10 protein-coding genes and 1 pseudogene are annotated in these 12,158 nt (G+C 67.6%); 3 read left to right on the forward strand and 8 right to left on the reverse strand.

The features are described 5' to 3' along the window. Positions 1–30: 30 nt before the first annotated feature. Together ACRYA2_RS08770 and ACRYA2_RS08775 are read right to left on the reverse strand one after the other, a co-directional pair. Positions 31–1,380: an ATP-binding protein gene (locus ACRYA2_RS08770; protein ID WP_433626615.1), complete on the reverse strand. Its 1,350-nt coding sequence runs from the start codon at positions 1,378–1,380 to the stop codon at positions 31–33. 91 nt (positions 1,381–1,471) lie between these two features. Beyond that, a complete protein-coding gene (locus ACRYA2_RS08775; RefSeq protein WP_433626618.1) occupies positions 1,472–3,310 on the reverse strand; it encodes a flippase activity-associated protein Agl23 in 1,839 nt (612 codons plus the stop codon). Positions 3,311–3,447: 137 nt separating this feature from the next. Here ACRYA2_RS08775 and ACRYA2_RS08780 point away from each other — a divergent pair, with 137 nt between their 5' ends. Beyond that, positions 3,448–4,590: a thiolase family protein gene (locus ACRYA2_RS08780; protein WP_433626621.1), complete on the forward strand. Its 1,143-nt coding sequence runs from the start codon at positions 3,448–3,450 to the stop codon at positions 4,588–4,590. A gap of 70 nt (positions 4,591–4,660) precedes the next feature. Here ACRYA2_RS08780 and ACRYA2_RS08785 read toward each other — a convergent pair. Beyond that, positions 4,661–4,810 (reverse strand): annotated as a pseudogene (locus ACRYA2_RS08785) (succinate dehydrogenase/fumarate reductase transmembrane subunit); the annotation flags it as partial. Positions 4,811–4,861: 51 nt separating this feature from the next. Here ACRYA2_RS08785 and ACRYA2_RS08790 point away from each other — a divergent pair. Further along, entirely contained in the window at positions 4,862–5,650 is a 789-nt protein-coding gene (locus tag ACRYA2_RS08790; protein ID WP_433626623.1) for an aldo/keto reductase, read from the forward strand. Positions 5,651–5,659: 9 nt separating this feature from the next. Here the strand turns inward: ACRYA2_RS08790 and ACRYA2_RS08795 are convergent, their stop codons facing one another. Next, positions 5,660–6,610 carry a DUF4352 domain-containing protein gene (locus ACRYA2_RS08795; RefSeq protein WP_433626625.1) on the reverse strand — a complete coding sequence of 317 codons (951 nt, stop codon included), beginning with the start codon at positions 6,608–6,610 and terminating at the stop codon, positions 5,660–5,662. Between the two features lie 160 nt (positions 6,611–6,770). Here ACRYA2_RS08795 and ACRYA2_RS08800 point away from each other — a divergent pair, with 160 nt between their 5' ends. Continuing rightward, on the forward strand, positions 6,771–7,124 hold the full coding sequence (locus ACRYA2_RS08800) for a thiol-disulfide oxidoreductase DCC family protein (RefSeq protein ID WP_433626628.1): 354 nt from the start codon (positions 6,771–6,773) through the stop codon (positions 7,122–7,124). A 1-nt stretch (position 7,125) separates the two neighbouring features. Here ACRYA2_RS08800 and ACRYA2_RS08805 read toward each other — a convergent pair whose 3' ends face one another. The 4 genes from ACRYA2_RS08805 to ACRYA2_RS08820 all read right to left on the reverse strand — a co-directional run bounded on the left by ACRYA2_RS08805 (position 7,126) and on the right by ACRYA2_RS08820 (position 12,135). Then, positions 7,126–7,572, reverse strand: a complete 447-nt coding sequence (locus ACRYA2_RS08805) for an MOSC domain-containing protein (protein WP_433626631.1) — start codon at positions 7,570–7,572, stop codon at positions 7,126–7,128. A 77-nt stretch (positions 7,573–7,649) separates the two neighbouring features. Then, positions 7,650–8,567: a sulfite exporter TauE/SafE family protein gene (locus ACRYA2_RS08810; RefSeq protein WP_433626634.1), complete on the reverse strand. Its 918-nt coding sequence runs from the start codon at positions 8,565–8,567 to the stop codon at positions 7,650–7,652. Between the two features lie 225 nt (positions 8,568–8,792). Next, positions 8,793–10,859 carry an excinuclease ABC subunit UvrB gene (uvrB, locus tag ACRYA2_RS08815; protein WP_433626636.1) on the reverse strand — a complete coding sequence of 689 codons (2,067 nt, stop codon included), beginning with the start codon at positions 10,857–10,859 and terminating at the stop codon, positions 8,793–8,795. A gap of 145 nt (positions 10,860–11,004) precedes the next feature. Then, positions 11,005–12,135 carry an ORC1-type DNA replication protein gene (locus ACRYA2_RS08820; RefSeq protein WP_113274879.1) on the reverse strand — a complete coding sequence of 377 codons (1,131 nt, stop codon included), beginning with the start codon at positions 12,133–12,135 and terminating at the stop codon, positions 11,005–11,007. Between the last annotated feature and the right edge of the window lie 23 nt (positions 12,136–12,158).

The following is a 12,158-nucleotide window of genomic DNA, read 5'->3' on the forward strand; positions in this document are numbered from 1 at the left end:
TGCGCCTTTGTAGTATTTCTTACAGCTACGTCAGTGGTCGTGGGAGTGCCCGTCGTCCTCGCCGCCCGCGCCGCTGATGTCCCCGCCAGCGACGAGCGCGTCGTGGTCGCCCTCGATCATGTCGAGGTCCTTCAGGTTGTCCCGCTCCTCGAAGTCCTCGATGGCGCGCAGCAGGTCGTCCTGCCTGAGGTCGGTGCGATTCTCCATCAGCGCGTCGAGGACGGCCTCGCGCAGCACCATCCGCAGGTCGCTGCCGGTAAGTCCCTCCGTGCGCTCGGCGAGCGCGGGCGGGTCGAAGTCCTCGATGTGCATCTCTCGGGTGATGACCCGGAGGATGTCCGCCCGCATCTGGTCGTCGGGCTTGGGGAAGTTGATGATCTCGTCGAAGCGCCGCCACGCCGCGGCGTCGAGCTGGTCCGGGTGGTTCGTCGCGCCGATGAGGAGCACGTCGTCCTGGATGAGCGAGATGTTGTCGATGCTCTTCAGGAGCGTGTTCACCGCGCGCTTGATGGCGGCGTGCTCGTCGCTCCGGCGCGTCTTGGCGACGAAGTCGAACTCGTCCATGAAGAGGATGCACGGCGACAGTCGCTTCGCCACCTCGAACACCTTCTCGACGTTCTTCGCGGTCTCGCCGAGGTACTGGCTGGTTATCATCGACAGCTTCACCTCGACGAACGGGAGGTCGAGGTCGTACCCCAGCGCCCGCGCCGTGGAGGTCTTGCCGGTCCCGGGCGGGCCGACGAACAGGAGCTTCCCGATCTCGCGCAGGCCGATGCGGGAGAGGTACTCGCGGTGCTCGATGGCCTTCACTATCTTTTTTATCTCGTCCTCCTGGTTCTCCGTGAGGACGAGGTCGTCCAGCGTCAGTTCGACCTCCTCCGGCGCGTGGATGTCCACGAGGTCGAGCATGTTCTCGCCGTCTTCCTCCTCCTCGTCGCTGAAGTGCTCGGCGAGCAGGCTGTCGATCCACGCGCGGTCGGCCTGCACCGGCCGGTTCTCGTCGCGTGCGGTCTCGTAGTCCGCGTCGACGTCGTCGCGGTCCTCGAAGGCGTACGCCAGCGTCGGGTTCGCCGCCACGCGGTCGGCCGCGCGGTCGAGGAACCACTTCTCGGCCATCTCCGGTTGCGTGAGTTCGAGTGTCCCGGAGAACTCGTCGCGGTCGGTGAACATCAGGTCCGAGATGGCTTCCCACGGTCGGTCGAGGCCGGCCGCCTCCCGGGCGTTCTCGACCGTCGCCCGGAGCGGTCGCTCGATCGACCCCTCGTGCCAGAACACCTGCCTGATCTCCGGCGGCAGGTCGTTTTCGTCCAGGTTCTGGTGTTTGTCGTAGAGGTGCGTCGTGAGCAAGAACTCGATTACGTCCAGCGCCCCGCTGCTCATTCTTCCGTGGCTTGACGCTACAGAAGGATAAGCGCGTCGAACGCAGACGAGTCCGGTCGCCGACGGCCGATTCGAGCGGTTCGGCAGCGTCTCAGCCGAACGTGCCGGGTTTCGGCGCGTCCGCGGGCAGTGCGTCCTGGTCCACGAAGATGACGACGCTGCTGACGGTACAGCCGCTGTCGTATCCGAACCGCTGGACGTCGTAGCGGACGTATCCCTTCATGTAGCGGTCGACGTCGTCGGCGACGTCCTCCTCGCTGTCGCAGGTCGACGCGTCGCCGAGCGCGACGACGATGGGCGGCTTCTCGCCGACCAGGTCGCTGGGGTCTCTCGTGCTCGTCACTTCGGCGTCGGCGGCCTCGAAGTACCACTCCAGCGGGAGGCGGGCGAACCAGCCACCGGTGGCGGGCGGCACGTCGTGGCCCGCCTCGTTGCCCGCGTAGAACTTCTCGCCGTAGTAGAGCACGTCCGTCCCCTCGTTCTCCCGGGCGACGTCCTGGAGGTCGGAGAGCAGGGCGTCCATCTCCGTCGAGGACTGGGCGTACTGGACGAGTTCGTTGTCCGGGCTCTGGGGATGCTGGTAGGTGGTGGAGTACGCGGCCGTCCCGACCTGCGCACCGACGAGCAACAGCAGCAGTACGGCGGCGACGACGCTGAGGTCGTCGTCGCGCTGGTGCCCTTCCCAGCCCCAGCGGAAGACGAGCGCGAGCGCCACGGCGGCCGGAATCGCGAGCGGGACGACGACGTGGACGACCGCCCACGCGGCCTTGATGTCCATCACGAGGGGGTAGCCGAGCACGCTGGCGAAGCCCCAGTAGAAGCCGAAGGAGACGAGGTCGCTCGGACGCTCGCCGGAGTAGCGGTCGACGAGGAAGCCGACGACGGCGAGGACGACGAGCGCGAGCGCGCCGACCTTGATGACGCCGAGGTGGTGTTCGAGGAAGGGGAGGTACGGATGGCTCTGGTGACCGCCGGCCCAGCTCCCCATGAACTCCCGCCACGTGCCGAAGATGGCCTCGTCGACGACAGCGAGGAACATCCAGGCGTCACCCCGTCCGAGGGCCTTCCAGAGGCCGGGGCCGGCCTGCCCCTGCGAGCGCGGGGCGTAGAAGAAGACGATGATGGCGAAGAACTCGAGGACACCGAGCAGGCCGACGCCGAGGTAGACGAGGGGTCTGCGGAGCACGGAGCGGTCGCCGTCGCGGAGTCGGGACGCGCCGCTGCGCGACCAGTCGGGGAACGCGGCGGCGACGCCGTCGTTGCCGACGCGCCGGAGGAACAGCCGGTGGTCGTACAGCAGCACGGCCGCGCCGCCCCAGCAGGCGGCGTACAGCAGGGCGTTCTCCTTCATCGTGAACCCGAGCGCGAAGCAGGCGACGCCGACGAAGAAGTAGCCGGCGCGGCGCGTCCCGCCGGCGTCGTACGCCCGGACGAAGAAGCCGAGTGCGAACAGCATCGCGGCCGCGAGCAACACGTCGTTGCGCATGAACCGCGAGTAGTACAGCAGGATGGGGTTCGTGGCGAGCAACAGCGCGAGCGCGACCGTCTCGGAGTCGCGCAGCCGCCGGCGGAAGAGGAGCGCGGAGAGGGGGAGCAGACCGCCCGCGAGCGCGACGATAAGCCGCATGGTGAAGTCGCTCGCGCCGAACAGCGAGAAGAGGACGGAGTTGACGTGGACGAGGAAGGGACCGTGGACGATGGGGCGGTAGGACCAGATTCCCGTCTCGACGTAGCGGGCAATCCAGTAGGCGACTCGCGCCTCGTCCTGGTGGGCGACGCGCGTCCCGAGGCCGACGAGGCGGAGCGCGAGCGCGAACACCGTGACGAGGCCGACGAGGGGCACGGGGTGGGTGAACCGTTCGAGCATCCCGGTCGCGTCGCTGGCGGCGAACGACCCGGAATGGGACTGCGTGGCGTCGGAGCCTGACATTGGAGGGGGTTACAGACGCTATGGACCTCCGCGCGACAAATAGTTTCTGAACGCATCCTGTATATGAACTTTCAAATCGTTTCTCGTTTACTCGCGTTCAACCGCCACTTAAGAGCCACGAGCTACTAGGGGCTTGCATGGCAAGTGAGACCGTTCCAGTCATCGCGAAGGCAGTGCGAACGCCGCAAGGTAAGGAAGACGGCGTTTTCGCCGACACGCGTAGCGAAGACCTCTCGATTCCGCTCGTGAACACCATCCTCGGGGAGACTGGGCTGACGAGCGACCACGTCGACGACCTGATGTGGGGGGTCGCCCAGCAGCGCGGCGAACAGGACAACAACGTCGCGCGGGTCATCGCGCTGCTCTCCGACCTCGGCGAGGAGGTGCCCGCGGCGAGCATCAACCGCTGGTGTGCGTCCTCGATGCAGGCCATCATCAGCGCGAGCGACGCCATCCGTGCCGGCCAGCGCGAAGCCGTCGTCGCGGGCGGCGTCGAGAACATGTCCCGCGTCTCGATGAGCCAGAGCTACGGCAGCGTCCACCCGCGGCTCTCCGAACACTACAACGTCGGCGAACTCCAGATGGGGATGACCGCCGAGAAGGTCGCCGAGGAGTACGACGTCTCCCGCGAGGCCCAGGACGAGTACGCGCTCCAGAGCCACCGGCGCGCGGCCGAGGCGACCGAGTCCGGCCGCTTCGACGACGAAATCGTCCCCATCGAGACCGACGACGGCCTCGTGGAGGAGGACGAGGGCATCCGCCCGGACACGAGCATGGACGCTCTCTCCCAGCTTCCGACGGTGTTCAAGAGCGACGGGACCGTCACGCCGGGCAACTCCTCGCAGATATCCGACGGCGCGTCGGCCACGCTCGTCACCAGCGAGGCGTTCGCCGAGGACCACGGTCTGGACGTCATGGCCTACGTCGGCGACAACAACGTCGCGGGCGTCGACCCGACCGTGATGGGCATCGGACCGGTGCCGGCGACGCGCGGCCTGCTGGAGCGCACGGGCGAGGACATCGACGACTTCGACCTCGTGGAGCTGAACGAGGCGTTCGCCAGCCAGACGGTGTACGCCCGGAACCAGCTCGGCGTTCCCGAGGACAGGTTCAACGTCAACGGCGGGGCCATCGCCCTCGGTCACCCCCTGGGCGCCTCCGGCGCGCGCCTGCCCGTGACGCTCGTCCACGAGATGGAGAAGCGCGACGCCGAGAAGGGCCTGGCGACGCTCTGCGTCGGCTTCGGCCAGGGCGCGGCGATAACGTTCGAGCGCCGGTAATCGAACGCGCCGCTATCGAACCCCTCACAGAAGCCGTCTCGACGCCCGAGGCGGTCCGCTCGCCCGCTCGTCACGCCACCCCCGCCATGACGAACGCGACGTAGGTTCCCTGCGCTATCAGCGCCCCGCCCGCGAGCACGAGGACCGCGAGCACCACTCGCTTCGGGGTCCCCGACAGCCCCTGGTTCAGTAGCGCGGCGTAGACGCCGTTGTCGCCGTCCGTCCTACCGCTACGCCGACCTTTTTGCGCCCGCTGGTCCTGTCACGAACCATGCCAGCGATTCCGAGTCCCGGCCTGGGAACGTCGGGCAACGACGGCGAGCAGTGCGCCGAGACGGTGGCGACCGCCCTGGAGATGGGCTACCGGCACGTCGACACCGCGCAGATGTACGACAACGAGGCGGCGGTCGGCGAGGGCATCGAGCGCTCGGCGGTCGACCGCGAGGACGTCTTCCTGGCGACGAAGGTCCACCCGGAGAACCTCGCGCCCGACGACGTGCGCGAGACGACCGAGGCGAGTCTCGACCGACTCGGCGTCGACGCCGTCGACCTGCTGTACGTCCACTGGCCGATGGACGCCTACGACCCCGAGACGACCCTGCCGGCGTTCGACGACCTCCGCGAGGCGGGGGCGACGCGTCACGCCGCCGTGAGTAACTTCACGCCAGCGTTGCTGGACGAGGCGCGCGAGACGCTGGACGCGCCCGTCGTCGCCAACCAGGTCGAGCTCCATCCGCTCTTCCAGCAGGACGACCTCCGGGCTTACGCCCGCGAGCACGACCTCACCCTGGTCGCGTACGCACCGCTGATGCGGGGCGAGGCGGGCGACGTGCCGGAACTGCGCGAGGTGGCCGCCGAATACGACGCCACGCCGACGCAGGTCAGCCTCGCGTGGCTCCAGTCGAAGGAGACGGTCGTCCCCATCCCGAAGGCGACGGGCGAGGAACACCTCCGGGCGAACCTCGACGTGCCCGACCTCGACGCGGAGGATGTGGCGACGATAGACGCCATCGACCGCGAGGAGCGCCTCGTCGACCCCGACGCGGCCCCCTGGAACTAGAAGAGCGAGTCAGGCCACCCACCGGACGGTCCAGCGGCCGACTCCGTCGCCCTCCCGCCACTGGACGACGAGGTCGCTCACCGAGCGGTCGGCCGGAACCTCGTACGCTATCCACCCGCTCGCGGTCCCGCCCGGTTCGAGGCCCTCGGAGCCGGACGTCGTCGTGGTCGTCGTTCCGGAGTCGTCCAGGGGCGGCGGGTATCGTCCGCGCTCCCTGGGGATGCCGGCCGGCGACAGCGTCGTTCCGCTCGACCCGACGAGAAGCGAGACGCCGCTGCGAGACGGCGGCCGCTGGGCGTAGTCGGCCCTGTTCTCGGCGGCGACGTGGACGAACGCCCACTGCGAACCGGAGCCGGCCGACACCTCGGTCGTGCTCCCGTTCGAGCGCTCGTACCGGTAGCTGTCGGTCAGCGACACGTCGCGGACGGTGAACGCGAAGTCGGTCGGGACGACGTGCGTCCCGCCGAACGAGAGGGTCTTCGGACTGACGTCGACGGAGAACGCCCGCTGGAGCTTCGGTATTCGGAAGTTCGCGGTGCCGCTGTACGGGTGGGTGTACTCGGTCGACCAGGTCGCTCGCTTCCCCGGTTCGATGACCTCCGTCTGAATCGTGGCCGCCGTGTGCCAGCCGCCGCCGCTGCCGGACAACCGAATCGGGGAACTGAACGCCGCCGGGCGGTCCCCGGTGTTCTCGATGACCACCTTCAGCGGGAGCGGTTCGCCCATTGCGGCCTCCTTCGGGGCCTCGAACGATGCGAGGTCGAACGAGACCTCGGGACGGCTCGTCTCCGTGGATTCGGTCGACTCGCTCGTCCGGTCGTCGGTTCCACCTCCCCCTTCGGTCGTCGCGCTCGTCGTCCCCTGCTCCCCACCGTCGCCCGGTTCAGAGCCCGAACAGCCCGCCAGGGCCACCCCCGCGAGGGTAGTCCCGGTCGCCGCCAGAAATCTTCTACGGAACATGGGTAATTTATATACTAACTTCTAAATAAAGCCTATGTAAGCGATTTTAGTACAGTCGTTCCTGTAGAAGAGTTCCGACGTGCCGGCGTGCTATGCACCCTGCTACCTCGGAAAGTAGGCGGACCCTAACTCGTTTCCGGACGGCAGACGAACGTCTCCCGTGACCCGACCGCTCATCGTCTACGACGACGACTGCGGCTTTTGCACGTGGGCGGCCGAGTACGCGGACGAGCACGGCGAGTTCGACCTCGTCGGATTCTCGGCGCTCGACGCCGACCAGCGCGCCCGCTTACCGTCGGAGTACGACCGCTGCGTCCACCTGCTGGTCGACGACCGCGTCTACTCCTGCGGCGAGGCCACTGAAGAGATACTCGCGCGCACCGATTCCGTCGGCGGGGACGCCGCCGACCTGTTCCGACTGCTCCCGTCGAGCGCGCGCGAGCGCGTCCGCGAACCACTGTACCGCTGGGTGGCCGACCACCGCTCGTGGTTCGGGCGCGTGCTCCGCCGGTAGGTCAGAGCGACTCGACGAGGTCGCCCGTGCGAATCTCGCCGGACTCGACGACGACCGCCCGGAGGCCGCCGCGGTGGACCAGCGCGGCGAGCGCGCCGTCCTCGGTCAGCGATTCGAGGTGCGAGCAGGGCTCGCAGAGCTCGACGCCCTCACAGACCGCGTCGCCGACCCGGAACCGCTCGCCGACGAGGTGGTTCAGCGCCGCGTCACGGGTCGTCACGTTGCGGCGGTGCGCGCCGTCGTCGAGGGCGATTCCGGCCTCCGACTCGACCGCCGCCAGCGTTTCGGCCTCGATGAGCGTGACGTCGCCGTCCGCCGAGTCGGGGTCGAAGTGGCGGTCGCCGCGGAGACCGGCCCCCGCCACCGTTTCGACCCGCTCGGTCCGTTCCGTCGCCGCCCCGGACTCCGGGGCGACGTGAATCGCTTCGACATCGCCAGTGCCGTCCATGCACGTCGGTCGGTTGCTCCCGAAATAAAACCGTCGCGAGCGTGCCGCGCTCGACGACGATATCGTGGACGGGACCGCTAGCCGAGAAAGAGGATGCGGAGTATGGTGAACGACCCTACGAGCGAGTAGACTACCGTCATAGCCTGTAGCGTTCGCTCCTCGGGAATGCGGCTGTTGAGGAAGGCACCCGTCTGACCGCCGACGAGACAGGTCAGTCCGGCGACGAGACCGAACCCGAACGGAACCGTGAAGTCGTGGCCAGAGAGCCACGACGGGCCGTACTGTAGCAGAACGAGGTTCGTGGTGAGCGCGGCGACGATGGTGCCGTGCAGGACGAACGCGCTCGTCCCCGTCGAGAGACGGATAGGGACGCGCTTGCGGACCGTCAGCAGCGTCTGGGAGAGTTCGCCGATGGCGATACCGACGAGGCCCGCCATCGCGCCGCCGATGCCCGCGATGGTGCGGTCGAACCAGTCGAACCGAGCGACAGTAACCCCGCCGTCCGTGCGTTCCGGACCGTCGTCGCGATCGGGCACGATACGTGCGAATCGGGGGTGGATGAGCCAGTCGGGAATCGACGACCCTTCCCGGTGCGTCTCGAAGAGGATGGCCGAGAGCACGAGCAACATTCCGCCGAACAGCATCTTTAGCAGCGCCGGCGGGGCGAGGTAGGACATCGCCCGACCCAGGACGGCCACCGGGACGCTGACCGCGAGGATGGCCTTCACCGTGTCGAGGTCGACCTGTCCGCGGAACCAGTAGGCGCTGACGCTGCTCGAGTAGCCGAACAGTTCGACGAACAGCGCGAGACCGATGGCGGCCTGGAGCGGGACGTTCGGGAACGCCGGGACTACCTCCGGGTAGACGAACAGGAAGGCGGGAACGAAGAGCACCGCCGCCTCCATCGCGAAGGTGTTGACCGTGGTGCAGATGACGAACGTCAGGAGAACGAACGTGGCTAGACCGACAGGCGAGAATCCGAGCGGGAGCGCCATTCAGGACGCTCCTCCGGGTGGGTGGCGCAGGCGGTCGAACGTGGTCACTCGCGCGGACGCGTCGAGTCGAGTCACAGTGACGACCGCTGAAGCGGCCGCCGTTCAAAAGATTTGTCTTCACAGACGGCTGTCATTATTGTTGATGTTGGTTCTCGGGCTGTTCTCGCCGCGCACGTGGACGTTCGTCGGCGGGTCGACCGGCGCCGGCGACCGCGGAAACCGGAGTCAGAACTCGACGTCCGGTTCGGGCACGCCGCCCTCGTCGCCGACGTCGACGTCGAGGTCGAACTCCTCGCGCAGTTCCCGGATGCGGTCGCGGATGTCGGCGGCGAGTTCGAACTCCAGGTTGTTCGCGGCCTCGTCCATGCGCTCTTCGAGTTCCGCGACGCGGCGCTCGGCCTCGTCCTCGGTCTCCGGTTCGCCGCCGACGACCCCGGACGTGTCGGTCTTGCTCCCCGGCAGGTTCGCCTCCGACACCTCCTTGTCGATGGTCTGGGGTTCGAAGCCGTGCTCCTCGTTGTACTCCCGCTGGATGCGACGGCGGCGGCGCGTCTCCTCGATGGCGTCCGCCATCGCGTCGGTCGTCTCGTCGGCGTACAGCACGACCTCGCCCTCGACGTTCCGGGCCGCCCGGCCCATCGTCTGGACGAGCGACGTCTCCGAGCGCAGGAACCCCTCCTGGTCGGCGTCGAGGATGGCGACGAGGGAGACCTCGGGGATGTCCAGTCCCTCCCGGAGGAGGTTGATGCCGACGAGCACGTCGAACTCGCCGAGGCGGAGTCCCCGGACGAGCTCGTGTCGCTCCAGGGTGTCGGTCTCGTCATGCATGTACTCGACCGCGACGCCGGCCTCTTCTAAGTACTCCGTGAGGTCCTCGGCCATGCGCTTCGTCAGTGTGGTGACGAGCACGCGCTCGTCGTTCTCGACGCGGCGGTCGATGCGGTCCATCAGGTCGTCTATCTGGCCGGAGGCGTCCGTCACCGTCACCGCGGGGTCGACGAGGTGCGTGGGACGAACGATCTGTTCGACCACCTGCTCGCCCTCCTCGCGCTCGTAGTCGCTCGGCGTGGCGGAGACGTACAGCGTCTTGTCGGTCTTCCCCTCGAACTCCTCGAACGTGAGCGGGCGGTTGTCGTACGCGGTCGGCAGGCGGAAGCCGTTCTCGACCAGCGAGTCCTTCCGGGACTTGTCGCCCGCGAACTGGCCCTTTATTTGCGGGACTGTCTGGTGGGACTCGTCGATGACCGTGAGGAAGTCGTCCGGGAAGTAGTCGAGCAACGTGAACGGCGCGTCGCCGACCTCGCGGTCGCTGAGGTAGACGGAGTAGTTCTCGATGCCGGAGCAGTAGCCCGCCTCCCGCATCATCTCCAGGTCGAACGTGGTGCGCTCCTCGATGCGCTGGGCGGCGACCAGGTCGCCCTTGCGCTCGAAGTAGCCGATGCGGTCCTCGAGGTCCTCCTCTATCTCCGCGATGGCCTGCTCCATCGTCTGCTCGGGGATGGAGTAGTGTTCCGCCGGGTGGACGAGCACCGCGGGTTCCTGGGACTTGACCTCGCCTTCGAGGGGATCTATCTTCACCATCCGGTCTATCTCGTCGCCCCAGAGTTCGACGCGGACGGCGTACCGGCCGTACATCGGGAATATCTCGACGGTATCGCCCCGGACGCGGAACGTACCCTGCGTGAAGTCCACGTCGTTGCGCTCGTAGTTCAGGTCGACGAGGCGCGCGAGCAGTTCGTCGCGACCCACCTCGTCGCCCACTTCGAGGCGGAGGCTCATGTCCTCGTAGTTGCGCGGGTCGCCGAGACCGTAGATGGCCGACACCGAGGCGACGACGATGACGTCGTCGCGGGTCAGAAGCGAGCGCGTCGCGGAGTGGCGCAGGCGGTCTATCTCCTCGTTGATGGAGGCGTCCTTCTCGATGTACTTGTCGGTCTGCTCGACGTACGCCTCGGGCTGGTAGTAGTCGTAGTAGGAGACGAAGTACTCGACGGCGTTGTCCGGGAACAGGTTCCGGAACTCCTCGTACAGCTGGGCGGCGAGCGTCTTGTTGTGCGCGATGACCAGCGTCGGCATCTCGATCTCCTCGACGAGCCACGAGACGGTGTTGGTCTTCCCCGACCCCGTGACGCCGAGCAGCGTCTGTTTGTCCATCCCCTGCCGGAACCCCTCGGCGAGTTGCTCGATGGCCTCCGGCTGGTCGCCCGCCGGGTCGAACGGCGCGTCCACCCGGAAGTCCGACTCCGCTTCGGGTCGGTCGGGCGACAGCGGACCGGAGTCTGCGTCACTCATGCTGTTCTCGCTTGGAGTCCGACGCACTTGACGCCCTCGGAACGCCGACCGACGCGCTCCCGTGGCACCCCGTCCCGGGACCGGGCACGGAGCGCGTCGCCGTCGCCGGTGGCGGTTCCGGGCCGGCGAGGAGCTCTGGCCCGGTTCACTCCTCCAGGCGCGACAGCACGGCTTCGGGGTCGTACCGCAGCGAGAGGGTGCGCGAGCGGCCGCGTCCGTCGACGTTCGTGTAGGTCGCGTCGATGACGCCGAGCTGGTCCAGCTTGTTGATTATCTCGGAGTAGCGCGTGTAACCGAGCTCCGTCTGGTCGTGGAACGCGTCGTACACGTCGCCGGCCTGCTCGCCGTCGTGCTCCGCGATGACCCGGACCAGCGCCTCCTCGTTGTCGCTCAGCGCGTGCAGGCTGTGGCTGAGGTGGACGAACTTCGATTTCTCGTAGGCCTCCTCGACGTCCTCGACGCTGACGGTGCGGCTGGCGCGCATCTCGGCGTTCAGGCCCGCCCGGCGCAGCAGGTCGATGCCGACCCGCAGGTCGCCGCTCTCGGCGGTGAGTTCGGCGACCTCGTCCAGCACCTCGGTGGAGATGACGCCGTCGTGGAAGCCGCGTTCGACGCGCTCGTCGAGGATGTCGACGATTTCGCTCGGGTCGTACACCGGGAAGTAGACGTCCTCCGGGCGGAAGACGCTCTGGACCCGACCGTCCAGTTCCTCGATGACGTCCAGGTTGAGGTCCGAGGAGACGACGATGACGCCTATCTTCGCGCCGCTGTGGGCCTCGTGGGCGCGCAGCAGCGAGTAGAGGGTGTCCGAGGCCTCGTTCTCGTAGAAGAGGTAGTTCACGTCGTCGAGCGCGACCACGAGCACCTCGTCGTCCTCGACCAGCTTGTCCGTTATCTGGCGGAACAGCTTCTTGAACGAGATGCCGGAGGAGGGCGGCTCGTACTCGAAGATGCCCTCGAAGATGCGGGAGAACACGGAGTAGCGCGTCGAGTCGACCTGACAGTTGACGCGCACCGTCCGGACGTCGGTCTGGGCCGACAGTTCGTCGAACAGCTTCTGGACGGCGGTGGTCTTGCCGGTTCCGGGCGGTCCGTGCGCCATCACGTTCAGCGGTCGGGACCCCCGGACGGCAGGCCTGAGCGCGTACTGCAGGCTCTGCATCTGGGACTCGCGGTGTTCGAACGTCTCCGGGACGTAGTCTATCTCGAAGACGTGTTCGTCCCGGAACACCGTCTCGTCCCAGGACAACATCCCCTCCTCCGGGTCGTCTGCCATCACTTTCACCACGCTCCCGGAGC

Source organism: Halomicrococcus pelagicus, assembly GCF_050954125.1.

Excerpts from the sequence above, each read along its gene's own strand:
- ACRYA2_RS08770 (WP_433626615.1), bottom strand. The coding sequence starts at position 1,380 with ATGAGCAGCGGGGCGCTGGACGTAATCGAGTTCTTGCTCACGACGCAC.
- ACRYA2_RS08775 (WP_433626618.1), bottom strand. The coding sequence starts at position 3,310 with ATGTCAGGCTCCGACGCCACGCAGTCCCATTCCGGGTCGTTCGCCGCC.
- ACRYA2_RS08780 (WP_433626621.1), top strand. The coding sequence starts at position 3,448 with ATGGCAAGTGAGACCGTTCCAGTCATCGCGAAGGCAGTGCGAACGCCG.
- ACRYA2_RS08790 (WP_433626623.1), top strand. The coding sequence starts at position 4,862 with ATGCCAGCGATTCCGAGTCCCGGCCTGGGAACGTCGGGCAACGACGGC.
- ACRYA2_RS08795 (WP_433626625.1), bottom strand. The coding sequence starts at position 6,610 with ATGTTCCGTAGAAGATTTCTGGCGGCGACCGGGACTACCCTCGCGGGG.
- ACRYA2_RS08805 (WP_433626631.1), bottom strand. The coding sequence starts at position 7,572 with ATGGACGGCACTGGCGATGTCGAAGCGATTCACGTCGCCCCGGAGTCC.
- ACRYA2_RS08810 (WP_433626634.1), bottom strand. The coding sequence starts at position 8,567 with ATGGCGCTCCCGCTCGGATTCTCGCCTGTCGGTCTAGCCACGTTCGTT.
- uvrB (WP_433626636.1), bottom strand. The coding sequence starts at position 10,859 with ATGAGTGACGCAGACTCCGGTCCGCTGTCGCCCGACCGACCCGAAGCG.
- ACRYA2_RS08820 (WP_113274879.1), bottom strand. The coding sequence starts at position 12,135 with ATGGCAGACGACCCGGAGGAGGGGATGTTGTCCTGGGACGAGACGGTG.